23 protein-coding genes are annotated in these 23,648 nt (G+C 66.4%); 16 read left to right on the top strand and 7 right to left on the bottom strand.

Features of this window, described 5'->3' with window-relative positions:
* Positions 1–393: 393 nt before the first annotated feature.
* Together PHA8399_RS05910 and PHA8399_RS05905 are read right to left on the bottom strand one after the other, a co-directional pair.
* Positions 394–1,683 carry a type I glutamate--ammonia ligase gene (locus PHA8399_RS05910; RefSeq protein WP_058285236.1) on the bottom strand — a complete coding sequence of 430 codons (1,290 nt, stop codon included), beginning with the start codon at positions 1,681–1,683 and terminating at the stop codon, positions 394–396.
* A 110-nt stretch (positions 1,684–1,793) separates the two neighbouring features.
* On the bottom strand, positions 1,794–3,053 hold the full coding sequence (locus PHA8399_RS05905) for a cytochrome P450 (RefSeq protein ID WP_058285235.1): 1,260 nt from the start codon (positions 3,051–3,053) through the stop codon (positions 1,794–1,796).
* A gap of 81 nt (positions 3,054–3,134) precedes the next feature.
* On the opposite strand from PHA8399_RS05905, the gene PHA8399_RS05900 reads away from it, so the two are divergent.
* Positions 3,135–3,842 carry a type 1 glutamine amidotransferase gene (locus tag PHA8399_RS05900; protein ID WP_058285234.1) on the top strand — a complete coding sequence of 236 codons (708 nt, stop codon included), beginning with the start codon at positions 3,135–3,137 and terminating at the stop codon, positions 3,840–3,842.
* A 67-nt stretch (positions 3,843–3,909) separates the two neighbouring features.
* On the opposite strand, the gene PHA8399_RS05895 is transcribed toward PHA8399_RS05900, so the two are convergent.
* The gene (locus PHA8399_RS05895) at positions 3,910–4,560 is read right to left on the bottom strand and encodes a GntR family transcriptional regulator (protein WP_058285233.1); all 651 of its coding nucleotides are present in this window, start codon (positions 4,558–4,560) and stop codon (positions 3,910–3,912) included.
* 133 nt (positions 4,561–4,693) lie between these two features.
* On the bottom strand, positions 4,694–6,319 hold the full coding sequence (locus tag PHA8399_RS05890; protein ID WP_058285232.1) for a sulfatase-like hydrolase/transferase: 1,626 nt from the start codon (positions 6,317–6,319) through the stop codon (positions 4,694–4,696).
* A 130-nt stretch (positions 6,320–6,449) separates the two neighbouring features.
* On the opposite strand from PHA8399_RS05890, the gene PHA8399_RS05885 reads away from it, so the two are divergent.
* A complete protein-coding gene (locus PHA8399_RS05885) occupies positions 6,450–6,998 on the top strand; it encodes a GNAT family N-acetyltransferase (RefSeq protein WP_058285231.1) in 549 nt (182 codons plus the stop codon).
* A gap of 147 nt (positions 6,999–7,145) precedes the next feature.
* On the opposite strand, the gene PHA8399_RS05880 is transcribed toward PHA8399_RS05885, so the two are convergent.
* From PHA8399_RS05880 to PHA8399_RS05870, 3 genes are all read right to left on the bottom strand, one after another.
* On the bottom strand, positions 7,146–9,122 hold the full coding sequence (locus tag PHA8399_RS05880; RefSeq protein ID WP_058285230.1) for an ATP-binding protein: 1,977 nt from the start codon (positions 9,120–9,122) through the stop codon (positions 7,146–7,148).
* A gap of 9 nt (positions 9,123–9,131) precedes the next feature.
* Complete coding sequence (locus tag PHA8399_RS05875) at positions 9,132–10,748, bottom strand: acyl-CoA carboxylase subunit beta (RefSeq protein ID WP_058285229.1); 1,617 nt, start codon at positions 10,746–10,748, stop codon at positions 9,132–9,134.
* A gap of 111 nt (positions 10,749–10,859) precedes the next feature.
* A complete protein-coding gene (locus tag PHA8399_RS05870; protein ID WP_058285228.1) occupies positions 10,860–12,647 on the bottom strand; it encodes an acyclic terpene utilization AtuA family protein in 1,788 nt (595 codons plus the stop codon).
* A 275-nt stretch (positions 12,648–12,922) separates the two neighbouring features.
* Between PHA8399_RS05870 and pcaF the strand changes: the two genes are divergently transcribed.
* The 14 genes from pcaF (at position 12,923) to PHA8399_RS05800 (ending at position 23,559) form a co-directional block, all read left to right on the top strand.
* Positions 12,923–14,125 carry a 3-oxoadipyl-CoA thiolase gene (gene pcaF / locus PHA8399_RS05865; protein ID WP_058285227.1) on the top strand — a complete coding sequence of 401 codons (1,203 nt, stop codon included), beginning with the start codon at positions 12,923–12,925 and terminating at the stop codon, positions 14,123–14,125.
* 23 nt (positions 14,126–14,148) lie between these two features.
* Positions 14,149–15,126 carry a 1,2-phenylacetyl-CoA epoxidase subunit PaaA gene (paaA, locus tag PHA8399_RS05860; protein WP_058285226.1) on the top strand — a complete coding sequence of 326 codons (978 nt, stop codon included), beginning with the start codon at positions 14,149–14,151 and terminating at the stop codon, positions 15,124–15,126.
* Between the two features lie 64 nt (positions 15,127–15,190).
* Entirely contained in the window at positions 15,191–15,475 is a 285-nt protein-coding gene (gene paaB / locus PHA8399_RS05855) for a 1,2-phenylacetyl-CoA epoxidase subunit PaaB (protein WP_008562338.1), read from the top strand.
* A complete protein-coding gene (paaC, locus tag PHA8399_RS05850) occupies positions 15,475–16,236 on the top strand; it encodes a 1,2-phenylacetyl-CoA epoxidase subunit PaaC (RefSeq protein WP_058285225.1) in 762 nt (253 codons plus the stop codon). The genes paaB and paaC overlap by 1 nt, the downstream gene beginning before the upstream one ends.
* 126 nt (positions 16,237–16,362) lie before the next feature.
* On the top strand, positions 16,363–16,836 hold the full coding sequence (gene paaD / locus PHA8399_RS05845) for a 1,2-phenylacetyl-CoA epoxidase subunit PaaD (RefSeq protein WP_008557456.1): 474 nt from the start codon (positions 16,363–16,365) through the stop codon (positions 16,834–16,836).
* 10 nt (positions 16,837–16,846) lie between these two features.
* Positions 16,847–17,920, top strand: a complete 1,074-nt coding sequence (paaE, locus tag PHA8399_RS05840; protein ID WP_058285224.1) for a 1,2-phenylacetyl-CoA epoxidase subunit PaaE — start codon at positions 16,847–16,849, stop codon at positions 17,918–17,920.
* A 48-nt stretch (positions 17,921–17,968) separates the two neighbouring features.
* Positions 17,969–18,730 carry a Phenylacetic acid catabolic protein gene (locus PHA8399_RS05835; RefSeq protein ID WP_058285223.1) on the top strand — a complete coding sequence of 254 codons (762 nt, stop codon included), beginning with the start codon at positions 17,969–17,971 and terminating at the stop codon, positions 18,728–18,730.
* Positions 18,731–18,931: 201 nt separating this feature from the next.
* A complete protein-coding gene (locus PHA8399_RS05830; RefSeq protein ID WP_058285260.1) occupies positions 18,932–19,426 on the top strand; it encodes a VOC family protein in 495 nt (164 codons plus the stop codon).
* A 222-nt stretch (positions 19,427–19,648) separates the two neighbouring features.
* On the top strand, positions 19,649–20,512 hold the full coding sequence (locus tag PHA8399_RS05825) for a branched-chain amino acid aminotransferase (protein WP_058285222.1): 864 nt from the start codon (positions 19,649–19,651) through the stop codon (positions 20,510–20,512).
* A gap of 297 nt (positions 20,513–20,809) precedes the next feature.
* Positions 20,810–21,265, top strand: a complete 456-nt coding sequence (locus PHA8399_RS05820; protein WP_008554060.1) for a universal stress protein — start codon at positions 20,810–20,812, stop codon at positions 21,263–21,265.
* 22 nt (positions 21,266–21,287) lie between these two features.
* Positions 21,288–21,887, top strand: a complete 600-nt coding sequence (locus PHA8399_RS05815; RefSeq protein WP_058285221.1) for a 2-hydroxychromene-2-carboxylate isomerase — start codon at positions 21,288–21,290, stop codon at positions 21,885–21,887.
* A 69-nt stretch (positions 21,888–21,956) separates the two neighbouring features.
* Positions 21,957–22,523: a NifU family protein gene (locus tag PHA8399_RS05810; protein ID WP_058285220.1), complete on the top strand. Its 567-nt coding sequence runs from the start codon at positions 21,957–21,959 to the stop codon at positions 22,521–22,523.
* Between the two features lie 21 nt (positions 22,524–22,544).
* Positions 22,545–23,141: a tRNA (adenosine(37)-N6)-threonylcarbamoyltransferase complex dimerization subunit type 1 TsaB gene (gene tsaB / locus PHA8399_RS05805; protein ID WP_058285219.1), complete on the top strand. Its 597-nt coding sequence runs from the start codon at positions 22,545–22,547 to the stop codon at positions 23,139–23,141.
* On the top strand, positions 23,134–23,559 hold the full coding sequence (locus PHA8399_RS05800; protein WP_244270159.1) for a GNAT family N-acetyltransferase: 426 nt from the start codon (positions 23,134–23,136) through the stop codon (positions 23,557–23,559). The genes tsaB and PHA8399_RS05800 overlap by 8 nt, the downstream gene beginning before the upstream one ends.
* Positions 23,560–23,648: the final 89 nt, after the last annotated feature.

The following is a 23,648-nucleotide window of genomic DNA, read 5'->3' as shown; positions in this document are numbered from 1 at the left end:
GCGTCGACGGCGGCTGGACCGCACTGTAACGGCCAAGCTTTAGGGCGGGAGGGGGGGGGGGGCCCCCCCCCCCCCCCCCCCCCGCGCGGGCGGTGCGGGGGGGAGGCGCCGCCCGCCCCCGGCCCCCCCCCCCCCGGGCCCGCCCGGGCCGGGGCCCCCCGACGCCAGGGGGGGCCCGGAGGGGGGGGCTGGGGGCCCGCGCCTCCGGCGGCGCCGCTGGCGCGGTGCGGCGGCGTGATACGGCACCCGGCCCAGCTGCCGCAGCAGCCCCTGACCAGCCGTTGACCAAGGCCGCGTGCATCAGGCGATGGCCCTCCACTGTGCTTGCAGCGGCAGCCTTACGCCCCGGCAGCTTGCAGATGAGACGAGTGTGCCGGTACCGGCGGCAGCCGGTCAGATGAAATGCACGTAGAAGTCGCGCATCGCGTCGCCTTCCAGATCGCGGGTCTTGCGCACTTCCTTGCGTTTCATGAAGACGTGGCTGGCGACCAGCTCTGCGCCAACAGCCTCCGCCAGCGCGGTGTCCCGCTCCAGGTCGTCCATCGCCCCTTTCAGGTCTACCGCCGTGCCCTCGCGCGCATCGGTGCGGTCAAAGCCGTCGCCGGTTTCCATCGGCGGCAGCTGGTAGGTGTTCTCAACCCCCAGCCGCGCCGCCTGCAGCACCGCCGCCACCGCTGTGTAGGGATTGGCCGAGGCATCCGCCGTCCGGTGCTCCAGCCGCGCCTTGGCGCCGCCTTCGGAACTGATCCGCGTGGTCACGTTGCGGTGGTCGCCGCCCCAGTTGCGCCAGTAGCCCGACAGCGTCCCCGGCTGCAGCCGCATATAGCTGTTGGCGGTGGGCGCAATCAGCCCCGCCAGCCCCTTGTGGTGATGCAGCAGCCCCGCCAGGCAGCCGCGCGCCAGATCGTTCATATGCTCCGGCCCGCCCCGCGGCCCCGCTGACAGCGCATTACCGCCCGCCTCGTCCAGGAAGGAGAAATTGATATGCATCCCGGAGCCTCCGGCCTCTGCCACCGGCTTCGGCATGAAGGTGAGGACAATGCCGTACTCCAGCGCCACCTCCCGCGCCATCAGGCGGAACAGCACGATGTCATCCACCGCCTTCACCGCGTCATCAAAGGTCAGCGTGTATTCGAACTGCGGGCTGTCGAATTCAGCTGTGATCATGTCGAGCGAGAAGCCCATGTCGTCCGCCATCGCCCAGATCCGGTCATTGAACCGCAACGGATCAGCAAAGGGGCCGGTGCCGTAAACCACGCCGCCGGGCGCGTCATAGGGCATCAGCCGCCCGCGGTCGTCTGCCTGCAGGGCAAAGGCTTCCAGCTCGATCCCCACCTTGGGCGTCAGGCCGTGTTTCTGCCAATCCGCCACCGCCCGCTTCAGCGCCCGGCGCGGGCACAGTGCCAGCGGCTCCCCCTCATCGTCATAGAGATCGCCCAGCACCACCCTGGTCGAGGCATGCCAGCTGTCGCGGATGTCATCATGCAGCCATCTCAGCTCCATGTCCGGCAGGCCCTGCTTCACCATCGCACCCGGCGCATCCAGCAGGTCCTTGTCGTAGTGGGTGCCGAAAACCGACCGGCAGAACCGTGTCGAGTCATCCCCGATCTTGGAATTGGGCAGGTATTTACCCCGCATGATGCTGAGGTGGTCGCAGAACATCCCACGCAAGCGGGTCTTCATGGCTCAAGGTCCTTCCCTGCTGGACAGTCTTCGGCAGCGGCTTCCCGTGCTCTATTGCTTAACATATTTAGCGGTTTTCGCAGAGTCTTTCCTGCGGGGAGGCCCGGCCGCTACGCCGTCTCCACCCTGACCGGCAACTCCTTGATGCCGCCGACGAAGTTCGAGCGCAGGAACTTATGCGGCCCGGCGGCCTCGATACGCCCGATGCGCTTGGCGAGTTCTTGAAACAGCACCGTGACCTCCAGCCGTGCCAGCCACATGCCCAGGCAGACATGCGGGCCGAACTGCCCGAACGACAGGTGCCGGTTCGGGCTGCGGTGCAGATTCACGTGAAATGGATCGTCAAACTGCGCCTCGTCCCGGTTGGCGGAGACAAACCAGTACAGCACCTTGTCGCCCGCGCGGATGGTCTTGCCGTGCATTTCATGATCCCGCGTTGCAGTGCGCCGGAAATAAAGCGCGGGCGTCGCCCAGCGGATAATCTCATCCGCCGCGGTAGCCCAGACCGCCCCGCCCGCCTGCATCTGCGCCAGCAGCTCCGGCTGATGGCACATCGCCTGAATGCCCGCAGCAATCGAATAGCGCGTAGTGTCATTGCCCGCCGCCACCAGCAGGCAAAAGAAATTGCGGAACTCGGTTTCGGTGATGACCGACCCGTCCTTGGCCGGCTCCAGGATCAGGTTCAGCACGCCCGAGGTATCGCCCTTGCGCGCCTTTTCCTCCATCAGCTCCTTTGCATAGACATACAGCTCCGCCCCGGCGGGCGAGTTGAAGGGCATCATCCGGAATTCATCCGTCTGCATCTTGTCCAGCACATGCGAAGTGAAATCCGGGTCCGTGTTGGCAATCAGTGCATCGCCCTTCTCCACCAGCCAGGGCAGATCCGCCTCCGGCAGGCCAACCACCCGGCCCAGAATCCGCATCGGCAGCTGGCGGGCGATTTCCTTGGTGGCATCGAATTCTCCCTTGGCCAGCGCCTGATCCAAAATATCCGCGCACAGGTCCCGGATATCCTGCTCATACTGCGCCATGGTGGTCTTCGAGAACGCCTTCAGCAGTTTCATCCGCACCTTGGAATGCTCCGGCGGATCGGTCTCCTGAAAAGTGCGCCGCGCCAGGTATTCCGCGTAGGACTGATCCTCCATCCGGATCCCGCGCGCGGAGGAGAACACCTCGGTGTTCTTGTTCATCACCGTGATGTCTTCATAGCGGGTGACCGACCAGAAGTTCTTGCCGCCTTCGTATTCAGTCCAGTGCAGCGGGTCTTCGCGGCGCAGACGAGCAAAGGTGTTGTGCGGCGCACCATGTGCAAACGCGTCATGGCTGCTCAAATCCGCATGGCCGTCATCCGTCGGGGTCCAAACTGTCATGGCGGGCTTTCCTATCCTGCTGGCTAATTGTATATTAATGTGAGCCATAAATATGTAAAACGGAATCTTGCGAGCTGTCTCATGCACTTGGCCATCCTGATGACCAACACCGACGAAAGCGAATTCGCGCAAAGGCATCCCAAGGATGGCGAGAAGTTTACCAGCCTGATCCAGATGGCACGGCAGGACTGGCGCACCACGGTCTTTGCCGTGAAGGACGGCGCGTTTCCGCAGGATCTGTTTCAGTTCGACGGCGCGATGATCACCGGCAGCCCGGCGTCGGCCCGCTCTGGCGCGGCTTGGATTGCACAGCTGCTGGATTTGATCCGCGCCGCGCACGCCCGCCGCTTTCCGCTGTTTGGGGCCTGCTTCGGCCATCAGGCCATCGCTCTCGCCCTCGGCGGCAGCCTGGACCGCAACCCGGACGGCTGGGTTCACGGGCTGACCCGCAACCTGCTACTCCACCGCCCGGATTGGGCTGCGGGCCTGCCCGACGAAATCAAACTCTACGGCTCCCATTGCGAATGCGTCAGCACGCTGCCGGAGAGCGCAACAGCGCTCAGCGAAAGCAACGGCATGAACACGGGCTTCACCTTGGGCCGCCACATCTTCACCACCCAGCACCACCCGGAGATGACCCGCGATTTCATCATCGCGCTGAGCGAAGAAATGCGGGACGAACTTGGCCCTGCTGTCCATGCACGCGCCATAAACAGCCTAGCAGAGCATTCCGATCAGCACGCCTTCGCGGAATGCCTCGCGCGCTTCTTCGAGCAGTCTGCCCGCTGAGTTTTCATCTTTCTGACAAATACTCGCGTCGCAGGCACGGAGCCGCCAGGCGCCGTTCAGCGCGCTTTCAGCCCAGCGCCGCCAGCAGATCCATCACCGTGACCTGGTCGAACTGCACATGCGCAATCATCGCCGCCTCCGCGCCCTCCCGGTCGTGGGCCAGGATCAGCCCGGCAATCTGCCGGTGCTCCCTGGCCGACTGCGCAATCACCCCGGGATAGCGGTAGCGCGCCCGGTAATAGGCCATCAGTTTGCGCGCATTGGTCTTGATCATCTCGACCAGAAACGGATTGCCGGAGCCTTCCGCCACAGATGCATGGAACCGCAGGTTCAGCTGGTAATACCCGGCCGGATCGCGGTCCCCCTTCTCTGCCGCGTGTTTCTCGCAGGCGGCCACCGCCGCTCCCAGTTCCCTGGCCTGGGCCGGAGACAGCCGCCGCGCCGCCAGCGCCGCCGCCTGCCCCTCCAGCCGGGCATGCACCTCCAGGATGGCCAGGAATTCCTCCAGCGTCGGCTTGAACAGTACCGCCCCCTTGCGCGGCAGCCGCCTGATCAGGCCAATCGCTTCCAGCTGGATAAAAGCCTCCCGCACCGGGGTGCGCGACACCCCGTGGCGTTCGACCAGCTCGCTTTCCTCCAGCGGCGCGCCGGGCACCAGACGACCGGTCTCGATATCCCTCAGGATTGCGTTCAGAACCTGTTCCGTCTGCCCTGCCATTGTGCCGCCTTTGGTGCGTTTCCGGCCAATTTATGCGCCCCTTTGCCGCTTGGCAACGCGGGCTGGTGAGGGCGCTGCCCCCGCCCTGCGGGCTCCCCCGGAGTATTTGCGCAAAGGTGAATATGCAGGGCGGCTATCGCGGCACCGGTCCGCGGTACTTCGCCGTCAGTTCGGGCGCGGCCTCATCCGCCTCATAGACCCCCAGCAGGATCCCCTTGCGCCCGGAGGTGCCGCGGCGCGCGGTGATCTGCGCATCGGACAGGGTGATCCGCTGCGACATCCTCAGCCCCCATTCCAGCAGTCGGCTGTACATCAGGTCTATGATCTCCTGATGTCCGCCGCCCTTGGCCAGGTCCGCCAGTTCATCCGGGTCGTTTTCCATATCAAACAGCATCGGCCGCAGCCCGCCCTCGGCGTGCATGAATTTCCAGCGCTTGTCCGCCACCATGAACAGCCGTGCGTCCTTGGGCTCCAGCCCCAGCTTTTGGCAGAGCGGCATGGTGGAATAGTCGAACTCGGCAATCGCATAGTCCCGCCACTTGGGGGTTTCGCCGCGCAGCAACGGCATCAGCGAGCGCCCTTCCAGGATATGCGGCGCCGGGTCGCCGCCAGCCGCCTCCAGGAAGGTGGGCAGCAGATCAATGGCTTCCACCAGCTCATCGCAGGTGGTGCCGCGGGTGGCATCGGCCTCAGCGCGCGGGTCATAGATGATCAGCGGCACCTTGATCGACGGCTCGTGGAACAGGTTTTTCTCGCCCAGCCAATGATCGCCCAGGTAATCCCCGTGGTCCGAGGTCAGCACGATCATCGTGTCCTGCATCCGGCCGGTTTCCTCCAGCCAGGCAAACAGCCGCCCCATCTGGTCATCGGCCTGTTTGATCAGACCCATATAGGCGGGGACCACCTTCTCGCGCACCTCATCGCGGCTGAAGGTCTTGCCGATCTGGTTGTTCATCATGCCGTCAAAGACGGGGTGCGCATCCTCGCGTTCCGCGTCCGAACGCACCGCCGGCAGAACATGCTCCGGCCCGTACATATCGTGATAGGGTGCCGGCACTATATAGGGCCAATGCGGCTTGATATAGCTCAGATGCGCGCACCAGGGGCGTTCGGCCTGCGCGATGAACTCCATCGCCTGCGTGGTCAGCCAAGGGGTTTCGCTGTCTTCCTCGGCGATGTTGGCGGGCTTGTCCGCATTGATCATGAACCAGCCCGAGGCAATGTCCTGCCCCTGCACCGCGGCATTGGCAAAGTCGCTCCAGGGATTTTCGCCCGGGTAGCCCTTGCCCTTCAGGTATTCGTTATAGGGGCTGCGCTTGTTGTCATAGAACCCGTCCGGCCCCTCGGCCCACAGCCCGTCATCGCGCACCCAGGGATCAAAGCCGCATTCCGACTGGCGCACGCCAATCACGCTGTCCGGCGCCAGGCCCAGCCGCCGCATGCCCTCGGCATCCGCCACCATATGCGTCTTGCCGATCAGGTGGCAGCCCATGCCCGCCTTGCGCAGATGGTCGCCCATGGTCCATTCGCCCACCCGCAAAGGGTAGCTGTTGAACTGCACCCCGTGGCTGGAAGGGTAGCGCCCGGTATAGCTCGACATCCGCGAGGAGCCGCAGGTGGGCGACTGCACATAAGCCCGGGTGAAGCGCACGCCCTTGGCGGCCAGCGCATCGATGTGCGGCGTGTGAAGATGCGGATGGCCCGCGCAGCTCAGGTAGTCGAACCGCAGCTGGTCGAACATGATGTAGAGGATGTTCATCGGCGCCTCCCGCACAGTGCTGCCACATTGATAAACAGGTGAAGCAAAATTGACGAGGGTGTTTCCTTGACCGCCCCGCAATGGCCACGGAACAGTGGGGCGTATTGTGAAACCGGCTTAGAAAGCAATTATGACCCCGGCACTACACGCTGTTTCCCTGATGCCCGCGACCCAGGACGACTGTTCCAGCCTGGCCGCCCTGTCGATAGAGGTCTGGCTGGGCACCTATTTGCACAACGGCATCAACCGCTTGTTCTCGGATTACGTCCTTTCCGCGTACACGCCGGACCATTTTGCCGGCGCCTTGCAAAACCCTGCCGAACGCCTGATCGTTTCGCAAAACCAGGACGGTATCGACGGCTACATCCGTATCCGCCACGGCAGGCCAAGCCCGGCGGGCGGCCCCTCCCGCACAGAGATTTCGACGCTCTATGTCCAGCCCCGGCATCAGGGCAGGCACATCGGGCGGTTGCTTCTGGAAGCCGGGTTAAAGACCTGCCGGTCAGAAGGCTGGGACGCGCCGTGGCTTGCGGCCAACGCGCAGAACACGCGCGCCATTGCCTTCTATCTCCGGCACGGCTTTGAACCGGCAGGGCTGACCTGCTTCCAGGTTCAGGACAGCCAGTACCCGAACGATGTTCTGCAGTATCGCGGCAGTTGGCCCGCGGCAGAAACCTGAACCCGGCGGCTCCCGCCCGTCGTCAGTCTTTCTGGCGAAAGACCTCCTCCCGTTGGGCCCGGCGCCGCGCGCTGCGCGGCGCCGGGCCCAACGGGAGCGGAGCATTCTAAATGCACCGGCGACGGGCGGGAGCATCCGGCTGCGGGATCACGTGCGGTCGTCTTCCTGCGGCGTGATCTCCAGCAGCACCTGTCCCGCCTGCACCTGCGCCCCGGCACGCACCGCCACCGCCGCAACGGCACCCGGCGCGGGCGCCCGGATCTCGTGCTGCATCTTCATGGCCTCCATCACCGCCAGGCGGCTGCCCGCAGCCACTCGGTCCCCTTCTGCCACGCAAATATCCCGGACAACCCCGTGCATCGGCGCAACCACCTGCCCGGCTTGCCCGGCAGACGCCGTGCCGGCGGACGCCCGCTGCCGGGTGAAGGTGACGATCTGCGCAGCAGTTGCCACCTGCAGCTTGTCCCCCTCCAGCCGCCAGGACCTGAGGTCCGCCCGCCTGCCGTCCACCCGCAGAGCTTCGCCCTCCCCGGTCACGCGCTGCAGCCAGCCGGGGCCAACCACGCGCAGCCGGCCCGGTTCTTCACTCACCTGCAGGCTTTGGGTCTCGCCGTTGCAGCTCAGCCGCACAAAGGAGTGCAGGCTGCCCCGGCTTGACCAGCCCAGCAGTTCCGTTGCCACGCCGCCCGCCGCGGCGGCGCAGCGCTGCTGTTCTGCCCGGTGGATCAGGGCTGCACCCAGCGCCCAGATGCTGGCGGGCACTGGCGCCGCCAGCCCGTCCGGAAAATGGCTGGCGATGAATGCGGTAGTGATATCCCCTTTGGCAAACTGCGGATGCGCCAGCACCTGCAGCAGGAAATCCCGGTTGCACACCGGCCCGAACAGCACGCAGTCCTGCAGCGCCGCCATCAGACGCTGCCGCGCTTCTGCCCGGGTGCGGCCATGCGCGATCAGCTTGGCCAGCAGCGGATCGTAGAAGGCCGGCACCTGCTGCCCCGAAACGATCCCGCTTTCGGCGCGGACACCGTCACCGCAGGGCGGCTGCCAACGGTCAACCCGCCCGGCCTGCGGCAGAAAACCCTGCGCCGCATCCTCCGCGTAAAGCCGCACTTCGATCGCGTGGCCCTCCAGCCGCACATCGTTCTGCGCCAGCCCCAAGGGTTCGCCCCGCGCCACCCGGATCTGCAGCTCCACCAGGTCCAGCCCGGTGATCATCTCCGTCACCGGATGCTCCACCTGCAGCCGGGTGTTCATCTCCAGGAAATAGAACGCCCCCTTCTGATCCAGCAGGAACTCCGCCGTGCCCGCCCCCTGGTAGCCGATGGCCTGCGCCGCCCTGACCGCCGCGGCCCCCATCCGGGCGCGCAAGGCTGCGTCCACGGCCGGGCTTGGCGCCTCTTCCACCACTTTCTGATGGCGGCGCTGGATGGAGCAATCGCGCTCGCCCAAATGAATGACAGTGCCATGCGCATCGCCCAAGACCTGCACCTCCACATGGCGCGGCTGCAGCAGCGCACTTTCCAGGATCACATCCCCGCAGCCGAAGGCCGCCAGCGCCTCGCTGCGGGCCAGGTCCAGTGCAGCGCTGATTTCCGCCGCCTGCCGCACCAGCCGCATCCCCTTGCCGCCACCGCCCGCGGCGGCCTTGATCATCACCGGAAAGCCGATCCGCGCGGCTTCTGCCGCCAGTACATCCGCCGCCTGATCCACGCCCTCATAGCCGGGAATGCACGGAACGCCCGCCGCCATCATCCTGCGCTTGGCGGCGGCCTTGTTGCCCATCAGGGCAATCGCCTCCGGCGCAGGGCCGATAAAGACCAGCCCGGCAGCCGCACAGGCGCGGGCAAACTCCGCGTTTTCCGACAGGAAGCCATAGCCCGGATGCACTGCGCCCGCGCCCGCCTCCCGCGCGGCCGCGAGGAGTTTGCCGGTCGCAAGGTAGCTGTCCGCCGCGGGGCCTTCACCGATGCGGATGGAGATATCGGCAAAATCCGCATGCGGGCTGGCCGCATCCGCATCGGTGTACACCGCTACGCTTTTCAGCCCCATCGCCCGCGCCGTGCGCATCACCCGCAGCGCGATCTCGCCGCGGTTGGCCACCAGGATTGTGTCAAAACTGCTCATCCCGCCCCCTCAGATCCGCGCCACGCCAAAGCTGTTGGGGTTCAGTTGCCGCGCCCGCGCCTCCTGGCAGGTGTGCAGGCAGAAGCCGAGCACCGCCCGCGTGTCGCGCGGGTCGATCATCCCCATGTCCAGCATCCGCCCCGAGGTGTAGAAGGCATCCGACTGCCGGTCGAAATGCGCAGTGATCTTTGCGCGCTGCGCCGCCAGCCGTGCCTCGTCCGGTTCCACGCCCTTGCGTTCGGCTGTGCGCCGGGCGACCTGCTCCATCGTCAGCGCCGCCTGCGCGCCGCCCATCACCCCGGTCATCGCATTGGGCCAGGTGAACAGGAAATCGGCCCCGAAGGCATAGCCGCACATGCCATAGTTCCCCGCCCCGAAGCTGGCCCCGGTATAAAGGGCGATCTTCGGCACCCGCAGATTGGTCACCGCCTGGATCATCTTGGCGCCGTGCTTGATCATGCCCGCGCGCTCTGAGGCGGTGCCGACCATGTAACCGGTGGTGTTGTTCAAGAAGACAACCGGGGTGCCGGCCTGGTCCATCGCCTGCAGGAAATGCGTGGCCTTGGCCGCCCCGTCCGGGTCCAGCGGGCCGTTGTTGCCAAGCAGGCCAACCGGCTGCCCCATGATCCGCGCCTGCAGGCAGAGCGTCGCAGGCCCGAAATCCGGCTTGAATTCGCGCAAATCCGAGCCATCCGCGATCCGCGCCGCCACCTCGCGCATGTCGCAGGGGGTGCGGTAGTCGACCGGCACCACGCCCGCAATCTGATCAGGCGGCAGCACCGGCTCGGCGCAATCCGGCAGCGCGGGGCTGCAGGGCGCCCAGCCCAGCCCGGACACCACTTCGCGGGCGATTTCGATGCCATGGGCGTCATTCGCTGCGAGATACTCCACCTGCCCGGTTGTTGCGGCGTGCATCTCTGCGCCGCCAAGATCCGCGTCCTGCGCCGCCTCGCCGGTCGCCGCCTGTACCAGCGCAGCGCCCGCCAGCATCGCCATGCCGTTGCCCCGGACCCCGATCACATAATCCGACAGCCCCGGCTGATAGGCCCCGCCCGCGGTCGAGGCGCCGTGCAGCACCGTGATCACCGGGATGCCCGCCGCCGATAGCCGCGCCAGCCCCGCAAACATGCCGCCGCCATGCGCCCACAGCTCCACCGTGTAGCGCATCAGATCGGCACCGGCGCTTTCCACCAGGTGGATGAAGGGCAGCTTCTGCCGCTCGGCAATTGCAATCGCGCCCAGCGCCTTGTCCACCGATTTCTGCGTCATCGCCCCCGCGTTGATCCCGGCATCATCGGCAAAGACCATCGCCCGCACGCCCTCGACATACCCGATCCCCAGGATGATCGAGGCGCCGGGGATCGAGGTGTCCGGGTCCGGATCATCCACCAGGTAGGAGGCCATGTTGTACAGTTCCAGGAACGGCAGCCCAGGGTCCAGCAGTGCCGAGACCCGCTCTCGCGGGGACAGCTGCCCGCGCTTGTCAAAGACAGGGCGGCGTTCTTCGGATTTCGCCGCCGCGCGGGCCTCCAAGGCGCGCATTCGCTTGACCAGCGCCAGCATGTCTTCGCGGTTCCGGGCGAAGGTTTCGCTGTCAGGGCTGATTTTGGTCTGGAATTCACTCATGAACTGCTTTCCCAATTTGCGTTCCGCCCGGCGGCACGCCGGGCAGCGCCCGACCCTCCCCACGGGAGGGCGCTTCGCACCCACCCAGGGCCGGGCGCAGCCCTGCGCACATCATACCGCTGCCTCCAGCAAGTCCGCATCCACCCGCACCAGGGCCGCCAGCAGCAATTGCGCATAGCCCTTGGCCTGCGGGTCGTTGCGCAGCGAGGACGTGCCGCCGCCGGCCAGCGCGCCGTGCAGCAGGACGTTCATCGCGTGGCTGCCGGGCAGATAAAACCGCTCCATCCGCCCGTCCCAGAAATGCCCGAACACCCGGCGCAGATGAGTTTCGCTCAGCGCCTCCCAGATCCAGGGCATCACCTCCGGCTTGCGCGCGACAACGCCGATATTGGCGATGTCGCCCTTGTCGCCGCTGCGCGCCCAGGCGAGGCGGATCAAGGGCACCTCCGCCACGCGCTTTGCGTGCGGCACCGGCGGCGGCGCGGGCGGCTCCACCGCCTGCAGCGGGAGCGCCGGAGCCGCAGGCACAGCGCAGGTGCCCGCAGCATCCCGCACGGTCGCGGGCACCTGTGCCTTAGGCAGCAGGCAGGAAAACAAGGCCAGCACCGGCGACGGCCGGGGCCGCGCGCCCGCAAACCCGCTAAGCCCAGGCGGCGCCGACAGGCCCAGACCCACCGCCTCTTTCAGGAACACCCCCACGCCGCGGGCCTCGGGATGGCGCACTGCGATCTTGGCGGCCACCTCCCGCGCGGGCTCGCTCTGCCGCAGCCCGCCGAACTGGCTTTCGCTGCCGATCAGCTCGATGCTCACATCTCTGAAATCCGGCAGCTTCATGCCCCGCAGAACCTCCCGCGACCGGGCCAGCGCCGCCTCGGCAAAAGCCCGCGCCTTGGCCTCGGCATCGAGGCCATAGAAGGTAAAGTAATGACCGCTGCGGAAACCGTCCTGCCAGGTAATGCAGGTCTTATACGCATCCGGCACCCCGCGCCCCCTGGCGCCGGCCACCCGCACCCGGTCCGGTCCGGTCTCCGTCACCGCGACGGCAGAAAAATCGCAGACCACATCCGGCAGCACGTAGGCCTGCGGATCGCCGGTCTCATACAGCAGCTGCTCCGCCACCGTCCCGCGGGAGACCAGTCCGCCGGTGCCTGCGGGCTTGGTCACCTCAAACGAGCCATCCTCGCGGATCTCCGCAATCGGGTAGCCGATCCCGGCCAGGCCCTCCGCAGCCGCCTGCCAGTCGGTGAAGTTGCCGCCGGTCGCCTGCGGCCCGCATTCCAGGATATGGCCCGCCAGGCTGCCGCCCGCCAGCCGGTCCAGGTCCGCCGCCGCCCAGCCGAAGCGGTGGATGCAGGCCGCCAGCGTGACCGCGCTGTCCACGCAGCGCCCGGTCACCACAATGTCCGCCCCGCGGTTCAGCGCTGCGGCAATGGGAAAGGCGCCGAGATAGGCGTTGATGCTGGCGATCTTTTCCAGCGGCGGGAACGGCGCGCCGGTGAACATATCCTCCGGCGCGGCCGCCGCCAGCTCCGCCGCCCGCCCGAGAAGGTCGTCACCTTCAACCACCGCCACCTTCAGATCCAGCGCCTGCGCGCCGATCTCCTGCCGCAGGGCTGCGGCGCAGGCCTCAGGGTTGACCCCGCCCGCGTTGGAGATGACCCGCACCCCCTGCCGGGCGATCTCCGCCAGGTTCGGTGCCATCGCCGCGGTCACGAAATCGGTCGCATAGCCCGCCTGCGCGTCTTTTGCCCGCGCCCGCGCCAGCACTGCCATGGTGATCTCGGCCAGGTAGTCATAGACTAGGAAATCCAAGCCCCCCGCCGCCAGCAGCTGCGGCGTGGCCAGGGCGGCCTCCCCCCAGAACCCGGAAGCACCGCCGATGCGCAGTCCCTGTGGCATTGCTCCTCCCCTTGGCCGCCATCCGGTGCACAGCATACACGGATTTGCCCGCAAACGGCGGCCCCTTGCTGCCAGCCTGACCGCCAACGCCTTGGCGCCGCAACAGTAACCCCGCGTTCGTTGCGGCGGAGAGTGCGCTCCGCCCCTGACGCGTTACAGAATTTCCAAAGGTGAAAGTTTCAGGTTACATTTCACTTGCCGCGAATCATCTTCCGGCGTAATACCGACCCAACGGTCGGCTTATCCCGCCGCCGCCACAGGAGACGCGAACACCCATGGATGCTTTCATCTGCGATGCCACCCGCACCCCGATCGGCCGCTACGGCGGCGCGCTGAGCCAGGTGCGTACCGATGATCTTGCCGCCCTGCCGATTGCCGCGCTCGCCGCGCGCAACCCGGACGTGGACTGGGGCTCCCTTGACGATGTGATCTTTGGCGATGCCAACCAGGCCGGTGAAAGCAACCGCAACGTGGCCCGCATGGCGGCGCTGCTGGCGGGCCTGCCCACCTCTGTGCCCGGCACCACCATCAACCGTCTCTGCGCCTCCGGCATGGATGCGGTCGGCATGGCGTCCCGCGGGATCAAGGCGGGCGACTATGACATGGCCATCGCCGGCGGCGTCGAAAGCATGAGCCGCGCGCCCTTCGTGATGCCCAAGGCAACTTCTGCCTTCACCCGCGCCAATGCGGTTTACGACACCACCATCGGCTGGCGCTTCGTGAACAAGAAAATGCACGAGATGCACGGCACCGACTCGATGCCGCAGACCGCCGACAACGTGGCCGACGACTACGGCGTCTCCCGCGAGGATCAGGACGCATTCGCCGCCCGCAGCCAGGCCCGCTGGGCCGCCGCGCATGAGGCCGGCATCTTCAAGAACGAAATCACACCGGTCACCATCCCGCAGCGCAAGGGCGATGATCTGGTGGTGGACACCGATGAACACCCCCGCCCCGGCACCTCGGCAGAGAAGCTGGCGGGCCTCAAGGGCGTCAACGGCCCGGACAAGACCGTGACCGCAGGCAATGCCTCCGGCGTCAATGACGGTGCTGCGGCGATCCTGATGGCGAATGAAGCGGCAGCGGCGAAGAACGGCCTGACACCGATGGCCCGCATCGTCGGCATGGCCGCCGCAGGCGTGGAGCCGCGCATCATGGGCATCGGCCCGGTGCCCGCGACCCGCAAGGTTCTGGCCCGCTCCGGCCTGACCATCGAACAGATGGACGTGATCGAGCTGAACGAGGCATTCGCATCGCAGGGCCTTGCCACCCTGCGCGAGCTTGGCCTTCCGGACGATGCGCCCCATGTTAATCCCAACGGCGGTGCGATTGCACTGGGCCACCCGCTCGGCATGTCCGGCGCGCGGCTGGTGCTCACCGCCGCCTACCAACTGCAGCGCACCGGCGGGCGGTATGCGCTCTGCACCATGTGCGTCGGCGTTGGACAGGGCACCGCCCTGATCCTCGAACGCGTATAAAGAACTCTAGGGAGGTCCCAGACATGTATGCTCAGATGATCAAATCCGAGGCGACCCAGGACGATCCGGAAAAGCTGGCGGCCTTCCAGGCGCGCATCGACGCGGGCGAGAAGATCGAGCCCAAGGACTGGATGCCTGAGGGCTACCGCAAGACGCTGATCCGCCAGATCGGCCAGCACGCCCATTCCGAAATCGTCGGCCAACTGCCCGAGGGCAACTGGATCACCCGCGCGCCGACGCTGGAGCGCAAGGCGATCCTGCTCGCCAAGGTGCAGGATGAGGCCGGTCATGGCCTGTACCTGTACTGCGCGGCGGAGACGCTGGGCGTCTCCCGCGACGAGATCACCGAGATGCTGCTGGATGGGCGCATGAAGTATTCGTCGATCTTCAACTACCCGACGCTGAACTGGGCCGACATCGGCGCGGTCGGCTGGCTGGTGGATGGCGCGGCGATCATGAACCAGGTGCCGCTGCAGCGGACCTCCTTCGGCCCCTACTCCCGCGCGATGATCCGCATCTGCAAGGAAGAAAGCTTCCACCAGCGCCAGGGCTACGACGCCATCCGCAAGATGGCAGAAGGAACCCCGGAGCAGAAGAAGATGGCCCAGGATGCGCTGAACCGCCTCTGGTACCCGTCGCTGATGATGTTCGGCCCGTCCGACAAGGACTCTGTCCACTCCGCCCAGTCGATGAAGTGGAAGATCAAGATGAACACCAACGACGAGCTGCGCCAGAAGTTCGTCGACCAGACCGTGCCGCAGGCCGAATACCTCGGCCTCACCGTGCCGGACGAGAACCTGAAGTGGAACGAAGAGCGCGGCCACTATGACTACACCGACCCGGACTGGAGCGAGTTCTTTGACGTGATCCAGGGCAACGGCCCCTGCAACGTGGACCGCCTCGCCGACCGCAACAAGGCCTGGGACGACGGCGCCTGGGTCCGCGACGGCCTGCTCGCCCACGCCAAGAAAAAAGCCGCGCGCCAGCACGCCGCCGAATAACCCCAAGCATTCCGGCGCTCCGCCCAGACGCGCAAGCGCCCCCTCAGCCAGGAGGATTTGAGACATGAAAAACGAATGGCCCCTCTGGGAAATCTTCATCCGCGGCCAGCACGGCATGAGCCACCGCCACGTCGGCTCCCTGCATGCGCCGGACGCCGAAATGGCGATCAAGAACGCCCGCGACGTCTACACCCGCCGCAACGAAGGCGTGTCGATCTGGGTGGTCGAGGCGAACCACATTTCCGCCTCCTCGCCCAGCGACAAGGGCCCGCTCTATGAGCCGTCCGAGTCGAAGGTCTACCGCCACCCGACCTTCTTCGACATCCCCGAAGAAGTGGGGGCAATGTAATGACCCGCGACGACGCATTTGCCCAGTTTCTGCTGCGGATGGGGGACAACACCCTGATCCTCGGCCACCGGGTCAGCGAATGGTGCGGCCACGCGCCGGTGCTGGAAGAGGACATCGCGCTGGCCAACACCGCGCTGGACCTGATCGGCCAGACCCAGATGTGGCTCGGCCTCGCCGGTGAAGTGCAAGGCCAAGGCAAATCCGCCGACGACCTCGCCTTCCTGCGCGACGCCTGGGACTTCCGCAACGTGCTGCTGTGCGAAGTGCCAAACGGCGACTTCGGCCGCACCCTGATGCGCCAGTTCCTGTTCGACGCCTGGCATTCGATCCAACTGGGCCGGCTGATGAAATCCTCGGACGAGCGGGTTGCCGCAATTGCCGAAAAGGCCTCAAAAGAAGTGGCCTATCACCTGGAGCGTTCCGCCGACACCGTGGTGGGCCTGGGCGACGGCACCGAAGAGAGCCACCGCCGGATGCAGGAGGCGCTGGACTATCTGTGGCCCTACGTGGGCGAGATGTTCCAGTCCGACGAGGCCGACGCGGAGATGGTGAAAGCGGGCATCGCGCCCGATCCGGCGTCCTTGCGCGAAGAATACGACGCGCTGATCTCCCGCATCCTGAGCGACGCGACGCTGACCATTCCGGACAGCAGCTTTGCCCACAAGGGCGGGCGCACCGGTGCGATGCATACCGAGCATCTGGGCCACCTGTTGACCCAGATGCAATGGCTGCAGCGCGCCTATCCCGGCGCCAAGTGGTAAGGCCGCGGCCGGAGAACTGAAGGCAACGCCCGTCACGAGCGGCGGGCGTTGGACCCCCGCACCGCGGGGGCGCAATGGGCGTTGCCCGGCGCACTGCCGGGCGATACAGCCAATGAGGGTAACCGCATGAGCCAAGTGACAACTCAGCCAAGCACTGACCAGATCTGGGAGTGGCTCGACGCCGTGCCGGATCCGGAAATCCCGGTGATCTCGGTCGTCGACCTCGGCATCGTCCGCGGTGTGGAATGGCAGGGCGAAACCCTGGTTGTTTCCGTCACCCCCACCTACTCGGGTTGCCCGGCGACCTCAATCATCAGCCTCGACATCGAGACTGCGCTGCGCAGCAAGGGGATCGAAGACCTGAAGATCGAAACCCGGATCTCCCCCGCCTGGACCACCGACTGGCTGTCGGAAAAGGGCCGCGCCAAGCTGGAGGAGTACGGCATCGCCCCGCCCCAGCCCGCGGGCGGCCCGGAAAAATGCCCGCGTTGCGGCAGCAAGAACCTCACCAAGGTCAGCCAGTTCGGCTCGACCCCCTGCAAGGCCCACTGGCGCTGCCAGGACTGCCTCGAACCTTTTGATTATTTCAAGTGCATCTGAGGAGACCCTGATGGCGCGCTTTCACGACCTTGAAGTCACCGATGTCCGCAAGACCATCCGCGATGCGGTGGTTGTCACCCTGAAGCCCGTGAACGGCGCGGCTGAGGCGTTTGATTTCACCCAGGGCCAGTACCTGACCTTCCGCCGCGATTTCGACGGCGAGGAACTGCGCCGCAGCTACTCGATCTGCGCCGGCAAGGACGAAGGCATCCTGCAGGTCGGCATCAAGCGCGTCGACGGCGGCGCGTTTTCAACCTGGGCCAACACTGAGCTGAAGGCCGGCGATACCCTGCAGGCGATGGCACCGATGGGGACCTTCTTCACCCCGCTCGATGGTACCGCCGAAAAGCACTACCTGGGCTTTGCCGGCGGCTCCGGCATTACCCCTGTGCTGTCGATCCTCAAGACCACGCTGGCGGAGGAGCCCAAATCCTCCTTCACGCTGGTCTACGCCAACAAGGGCGTGAACACGATCATGTTCCGCGAGGAGCTGGAGGATCTGAAGAACCTTTACATGGGCCGCTTCAACGTGATCCACGTGCTGGAATCGGACGCCCAGGAAATCGACCTGTTCACCGGCCTGGTGACAGAGGAGAAATGCGCCCAGCTGTTCGAGCACTGGATCGACATCGAAAACGTGGACACCGCCTTCATCTGCGGACCCGAGCCGATGATGCTGGGCATCGCCGCCGCCCTGCGCAGCGCAGGCCTTGACGACAGCCAGATCAAGTTCGAACTGTTCGCCTCCGCCCAGCCGGGCCGGGCCAAGCGCAAGGCCGCCGCAACCGATGCCGCCAGCAGCGCCAACCAGACCAAGGCCGCAATCACCCTGGACGGCGCCACCCAGACCATCGAGATGGGCAAGGACATGACCCTCTTGGATGCCGCGCTGGAAAACGCCATGGATGCGCCCTATGCCTGCAAGGCCGGGGTCTGCTCCACCTGCCGCTGCAAGGTGCTGGAAGGCGAGGTCGAGATGGTCGCCAACCACGCGCTGGAGGATTACGAGGTCGAAAAGGGCTATGTGCTGTCCTGCCAGGCCTATCCGGTGACCGATAACGTCGTCGTGGACTACGATCAGTAAGGCAATTTCAAAACCCGGGTCGCCCGGAGATTTCAGGGAGGGCGTTTCATGTCCGAAGAGATGAGCATCACAAGCTATCTGGCCCAGGGTGGGGTTCTGACCAACCCGTCCAACGTGCCGCCGCGCTACCGCGCCGAGCTGATGAAGCTGATGGCGACCTTCGTCGACAGCGAACTGGCCGGGGCCGCGGGCTTTGCCGACATCATCAACGAAGGCCCCGGCATCAAGGCCCGTATCGCCGCGGCGCGGATCGTGCTGGAAAAGACCGACCACGCCGAGAAGGTGCTGCGGATCATGGGCGACTTCGGGGCCGACACCGAGCGCTATGCCGACCATCACCCCTGGACTGCGCGGCTGGAGCGGGAGGCCGACATCGGCCAGAGCCGCACCAAGCACGACATGCGCCTGGCGGTGTTCAACTACCCGCTGGAAGGCTGGGCAGATGCGGTGGTGATGAACTTCCTGATGGGCCGCGCGGTGGTGCTGCAGCTGGAGGAGCTGAGCCATGTGTCCTACCAGCCGCTGGCCGAAGCCTTCCGTGCCATCCTGCCGGTGGAGACCCGCCACGCGGAGCTGGCCGAAGAAGGCCTGATGGTGCTGGTCGAGGCCCAGGGCCCCGATGGGCTGCAGGAGCTGGTTGACTACTGGTGGCCGCGGGTCGCGGCCAGTTTCGGACAGGAGGACTCGGAGAAATTCGAAGGGCTGAAGGCCATGGGCCTGCGCCGCACCCCGAATGCGGATTTGAAGGCCCGCTGGCAGCAGGACGCCGCAGACATTCTGGACAAGGCCGGCCTGAAACCGGCCGCCTGATCCCCACCCGCAAAACTCCCGCCCGGGCTGCAGCGCATCACAGATGCGCAGGCCCGGTTGGGCCCGGCGCGCCTTGCGGCGCGCTGGCTGCGCTGCGCCGCCGCGGCTGTGCAAATCCACAGGCACATAGTGCGGCGCTGCGGAATGGCAGCCGGGCCGCACAGCGGCCATATCTGCAGCACCAGAAAGATGGAGGCTGCAATGAGCACTCGCACACACCCCCTTCCCGCAGGCACCCGCATCGGCCATGTCCACCTGAAGGTTTCGGACCTGGAGCGGGCGATCGGCTTTTACGGCGGCGTCCTGGGGTTTGAAGTGACCCAGCGTCTGGGCAGCTCCGCCGCCTTCCTGTCGGCGGGTGGCTATCACCACCACATCGGCCTCAACACCTGGCAGTCGCGCGGCGGCCCTGCCCCGGCTCCGGACATGACCGGCCTCTACCACACCGCCGTCCTGCTGCCGGACCGCAAGAGCCTGGCCGCAGTTCTGCACAGGGTGCTGGAGGCCGGCATCGCGCTGGAGGGCGCCGCCGATCATGGTGTCTCCGAGGCGATCTACCTGCGCGACCCGGACGGCAACGGGGTGGAGCTCTACCGCGACCGGGCGGAGGCGGAGTGGCCGCGTGCGGCGGACGGAAGCCTGGCGATGGGCACAGAGGCCCTGGACCTGCAGGCATTGCTCGCGGAGGTTGAGTAGGTCAGCGTTGCTGCCCGAATGTTTCGCGCGCGAAACAATTGGTCAGACATGCTGACCCAAAAGACGCAGCGTCAGAACTCTTGCAAGATACGGACAACACCCTGTAAAGATTAATAAAAGCGGCCTAATCGCCCCCTGTGCCGGGACACTTGCGGGTGATGTTAGGTCTGGACCTCTGACCTTTCTCTGCCTACCCTAGCGGCAAGCAGAGGGAGGGAAAACATGGCTGTAAGCGGCACAATCCGGACCTATTTCAACGGCAGCTGGCACGACGGCGACCTGCCGGTGATGCGGGCGGCGGACCATGCGATGTGGCTGGGCTCTTCGGTGTTCGACGGCGCGCGCTTCTTTGACGGGGTGACGCCGGACCTCGATCTGCACTGCGCCCGCACCAATGCCTCGGCAGAGGCGCTGCTGATGACACCGACCCATTCGGCCGAGCAGATGGCGGCGCTGATCCGCGAGGGGCTGGAGGGGTTTGCCCCCGGCGCTGCCGTCTATATCCGGCCGATGTACTGGGCGGCGGATGGCGACGCGACGCTGATCGCGCCGGACCCGGACAGCACCCGCTTTGCGGTCAGCCTGGAGGAAATCCCGATGGCGGCGCCTGAGGCCTCCGCCACGCTGACCCGCACCCGCTTCCGCCGTCCGGTGCTGGAAAACGCGGTGGTAAATGCCAAGGCCGGCTGCCTGTACCCCAACAACGCCCGGATGCTGCGCGAGGCGCGCAGCAAGGGGTTCACCAATGCGCTGGTGCTGGATGCCATGGGCAACGTAGCGGAAACCGCCACCACCAATGTCTTCATGGTGCGCGGCGGCGAGGTCTTCACCCCGATCCCCAACGGCACTTTCCTGGCGGGCATCACCCGCGCCCGCCACATCAGCAACATGCGCGCCGATGGCATTACGGTGCATGAATGCGTGCTGGGCTATCAGGACTTTGAGGAGGCCGACGAGGTCTTCCTGTCGGGCAACATGAGCAAGGTGACACCGGTCACCGCCTTTGACAGCCGCCAGTATCAAACCGGCCCCGTCGCCAAGCGGGTGCGTGAGATGTACTGGGACTGGGCCCGCAGCCGGAGCTGACGCCAGGCACTGCGCCGCTTGCGGAGGCTCCCGCCCGCTCCGGGCCTTTTTTGCAAAAGACCGCTGCACGGTTGGGCCAGGCACCGTGCCTGCGCACGGTGCCGCGCCGCGCCCTGCGCGGCGCCGGGCCCAAGGCCGCCAAGGGGCTTCCGGCGCAGCCGGGAGATCCTGCGGGCGCGGCAGCGCTCGCTGCCCCAATCTAGCGCCAGTTTCTTGAAACGGCACAACGGGTTTGGCTCTATTGCCTGATGCGCCCGCTTGCGTCATGATCCGCGGTGGAACAACGAGAGAGCGAAAATGCGCAAATTCCTTGTGGTACTGGACGACAGCCGCGAATGCCTGAACGCCATGCGGTTCGCCGCCATGCGCGCGGCGCATACCGGCGCCGGCGTCACCATCCTGTCGGTGATCCCGCCGGATGAGTTCAACCACTGGATCGGCGTCGGCGAAGTGATGCGGGAAGAAGCCCGCGAACGGATCCATGCGCATTTCGAGGTCTTTGCCAAATGGATGCGCGACCGCCAGAACGTCGACCCGGAACTGGTGATCCGCGAGGGCGAGCCGGTGCCGGAGATCCTCGACTTTATCGAGGGCGATCCGGAAATCGGCGTGCTGGTGCTGGGCGCGGGCACCGGCCGCAAGGGGCCGGGCCCGCTGGTCACTCAGTTGACCAAGAACTCCGGCACCTTGCCGGTGCCGATCACCATCGTGCCCGGCGATCTCAGCAAAGAGAAGCTGGAAGCGATCACCTGACCAGGGCAGCGGGGGGCAGGCGATGCGCGGCAGGCTAACCTTCTGGTTCGAGTTCGCCTCCACCTATTCCTATCTCAGCGTGATGCGGATCGGCGCGCTGGCCGCCGCCCGCTCTGTTGCCGTCACCTGGAGGCCGTTCCTGCTGGGGCCGGTGTTTGCCGCCCAGGGCTGGGACACCTCCCCGTTCAACATCTACCCTGCCAAAGGCCGGTATATGTGGCGCGATATGGAGCGGATCTGCACCGCCCGCGGGCTGCCCTTCCGGCGCCCGGACCCGTTCCCGCAAAACGGACTGAAGGCGGCACGGCTGGCACTGGCCGCCGCGGAGATGGACAGCATCGAAGCGTTCACAAAGGCAGCGTTTCAAGCGCAGTTCGGCGATGGCGCGGATATCTCCAGCGACGCTGTCCTGCAGGGCTGCTTGCGCCAGGCGGGCCTTGACGATGCGCTTATGCAGCGCGCCCGGGCGCCTGCCGTCAAATCGGCGCTGCGGGCGCAGACCGAAGACGCGATCGCCGCTGGCATTTTCGGCGCCCCCAGCTTTATCAGCGGTCCGGAACTCTTCTGGGGCGATGACCGGCTGGAGCAGGCCCTGGCGCACGCTGCGGGCCGAGGGATTTAGAATGGTTCCAAAACTTGACTTGGCGCGCCGCAAGGCGCATATCGGGGGCACGCTTAACGGAGACCCGACATGTTCATTCAGACTGAATCCACGCCCAACCCGGCGACGCTGAAATTCCTGCCGGGCCAGACCGTTCTGGAGGCGGGCACCGCCGACTTCCCCAGCGCAGACGCCGCTGGCAAATCGCCGCTGGCCTCCCGCATCTTTGCGGTCGACGGCGTGACCGGCGTGTTCTTCGGCAATGATTTCGTGACCGTGACCAAGGCCGACGGGGTCGACTGGGACCACATCAAGCCCGCCATTCTGGGCGCGGTGATGGAACACTACCAGTCCGGCCAGCCGGTGATGGCGGACGGCTCTGCCGATCCGGCCTCGGGCCACGCGGAGCACACCGGCGAGGACGCCGAGATCGTCAACCAGATCAAGGATCTGCTGGACAGCCGGGTGCGCCCGGCGGTGGCTCAGGACGGCGGCGACATCACCTTCCACGGTTTTGACCGCGGCGTTGTCTACCTGCACATGCAGGGCGCCTGCGCGGGCTGCCCGTCCTCGACCCTGACCCTGAAGATGGGCATCGAGAACCTGCTGCGCCACTATATCCCGGAAGTCACCGAGGTGCGCCCGGTCGCCGTCTGACCGCTCGCGAAAGGACATCTGATGGCTTCCGAACCGCTGGTTCTGGGATTTGACACATCGGCCGCGCATTGCGCGGCCGCTTTGCTGCGCGGCGATGCGGTGCTGGCCTCCCGGCTGGAAGAAATGACCCGCGGCCAGGCCGAGCGGCTGATGCCGCTGCTGGAGGAGGTGCTGGCCGAGGGCGGCACCGGCTGGCAGGATCTTGACGCCCTCGGCGTCGGCATCGGCCCCGGCAACTTCACCGGCATCCGCATTGCGGTCTCTGCTGCGCGCGGCCTGGCGCTGGGTCTGGAGATACCGGCCGTCGGCGTTGACGGGTTTGAAGCCCGCGCGGCCGAAGGCACCCTGCCCGCCGTGCCCGCGCCGCGCGATCAGGTCTATGCCGCCCTGCCCGGGGAAGCGCCGCGCCTGATGCCACGCCAGGAGGCCGAAGACGCCGCCCGCGGCGCCGGGCTGGCGTTTGCGCCCGAGGCAAGCCCTGCAGGCATTGCCGAAGCCATTGCGCGGATTGCGGCCGGGCGGTTCGAGACCGTGACCGGGGCGCCTGCCCCCTTGTATCTGCGCTCTGCCGATGCCGCGCCGTCCAGCGATGTGCCGCCGGCGCTGATTGATGGCTGACCCGGTGACACCGGAGGCGATGGCCGCCACCCATGCGGCGGCCTTTACCCAGTCCCGGCCCTGGTCGGCGGCGGAGTTTGCCGCCCTGCTGGACAGCCCGCTGGTCTTTGCCGCAGGCGACGCCCGCTGTTTTGCGCTGGTGCGGGTGATCGCGGATGAGGCGGAGTTGCTGACCATTGCCACCGGCCCCGGCCATCAGCGCCAGGGGCTGGCCCGCGCCTGCATGGCGGACTGGGAATCAGTTGCCCGCGCGCACGGCGCGGCAGAGGTGTTCCTGGAAGTCGCCGCCGATAACGCCCCCGCACAGGCGCTGTACCATGCCTGCGGATTCGCGGAATGCGGGCGCCGGGCCGGATATTACCGCCGCGAAGGGGCAAAACCGGCGGATGCGATCCTGATGAGAAAAGGTTTACGCTAGGCCAGTTGCGCGGATTTCGCACCATTTGGTCAAAAAGCGGTTGACCCTCTCCCTGCCCTGCGGGCTAAATTGCCGCACCCTCTTTGGCC

The organism is Leisingera aquaemixtae (assembly GCF_001458395.1).
Classification (GTDB): Bacteria; Pseudomonadota; Alphaproteobacteria; order Rhodobacterales; family Rhodobacteraceae; genus Leisingera; species Leisingera aquaemixtae.
This window is presented reverse-complemented; position numbering and strand designations above follow the sequence as displayed.

Coding starts and splice junctions, on each gene's coding strand:
- PHA8399_RS05910 (WP_058285236.1), bottom strand. CDS start 1,683: ATGAAGACCCGCTTGCGTGGGATGTTCTGCGACCACCTCAGCATCATG.
- PHA8399_RS05905 (WP_058285235.1), bottom strand. CDS start 3,053: ATGACAGTTTGGACCCCGACGGATGACGGCCATGCGGATTTGAGCAGC.
- PHA8399_RS05900 (WP_058285234.1), top strand. CDS start 3,135: ATGCACTTGGCCATCCTGATGACCAACACCGACGAAAGCGAATTCGCG.
- PHA8399_RS05895 (WP_058285233.1), bottom strand. CDS start 4,560: ATGGCAGGGCAGACGGAACAGGTTCTGAACGCAATCCTGAGGGATATC.
- PHA8399_RS05890 (WP_058285232.1), bottom strand. CDS start 6,319: ATGAACATCCTCTACATCATGTTCGACCAGCTGCGGTTCGACTACCTG.
- PHA8399_RS05885 (WP_058285231.1), top strand. CDS start 6,450: ATGACCCCGGCACTACACGCTGTTTCCCTGATGCCCGCGACCCAGGAC.
- PHA8399_RS05880 (WP_058285230.1), bottom strand. CDS start 9,122: ATGAGCAGTTTTGACACAATCCTGGTGGCCAACCGCGGCGAGATCGCG.
- PHA8399_RS05875 (WP_058285229.1), bottom strand. CDS start 10,748: ATGAGTGAATTCCAGACCAAAATCAGCCCTGACAGCGAAACCTTCGCC.
- PHA8399_RS05870 (WP_058285228.1), bottom strand. CDS start 12,647: ATGCCACAGGGACTGCGCATCGGCGGTGCTTCCGGGTTCTGGGGGGAG.
- pcaF (WP_058285227.1), top strand. CDS start 12,923: ATGGATGCTTTCATCTGCGATGCCACCCGCACCCCGATCGGCCGCTAC.
- paaA (WP_058285226.1), top strand. CDS start 14,149: ATGTATGCTCAGATGATCAAATCCGAGGCGACCCAGGACGATCCGGAA.
- paaB (WP_008562338.1), top strand. CDS start 15,191: ATGAAAAACGAATGGCCCCTCTGGGAAATCTTCATCCGCGGCCAGCAC.
- paaC (WP_058285225.1), top strand. CDS start 15,475: ATGACCCGCGACGACGCATTTGCCCAGTTTCTGCTGCGGATGGGGGAC.
- paaD (WP_008557456.1), top strand. CDS start 16,363: ATGAGCCAAGTGACAACTCAGCCAAGCACTGACCAGATCTGGGAGTGG.
- paaE (WP_058285224.1), top strand. CDS start 16,847: ATGGCGCGCTTTCACGACCTTGAAGTCACCGATGTCCGCAAGACCATC.
- PHA8399_RS05835 (WP_058285223.1), top strand. CDS start 17,969: ATGTCCGAAGAGATGAGCATCACAAGCTATCTGGCCCAGGGTGGGGTT.
- PHA8399_RS05830 (WP_058285260.1), top strand. CDS start 18,932: ATGAGCACTCGCACACACCCCCTTCCCGCAGGCACCCGCATCGGCCAT.
- PHA8399_RS05825 (WP_058285222.1), top strand. CDS start 19,649: ATGGCTGTAAGCGGCACAATCCGGACCTATTTCAACGGCAGCTGGCAC.
- PHA8399_RS05820 (WP_008554060.1), top strand. CDS start 20,810: ATGCGCAAATTCCTTGTGGTACTGGACGACAGCCGCGAATGCCTGAAC.
- PHA8399_RS05815 (WP_058285221.1), top strand. CDS start 21,288: ATGCGCGGCAGGCTAACCTTCTGGTTCGAGTTCGCCTCCACCTATTCC.
- PHA8399_RS05810 (WP_058285220.1), top strand. CDS start 21,957: ATGTTCATTCAGACTGAATCCACGCCCAACCCGGCGACGCTGAAATTC.
- tsaB (WP_058285219.1), top strand. CDS start 22,545: ATGGCTTCCGAACCGCTGGTTCTGGGATTTGACACATCGGCCGCGCAT.
- PHA8399_RS05800 (WP_244270159.1), top strand. CDS start 23,134: ATGGCTGACCCGGTGACACCGGAGGCGATGGCCGCCACCCATGCGGCG.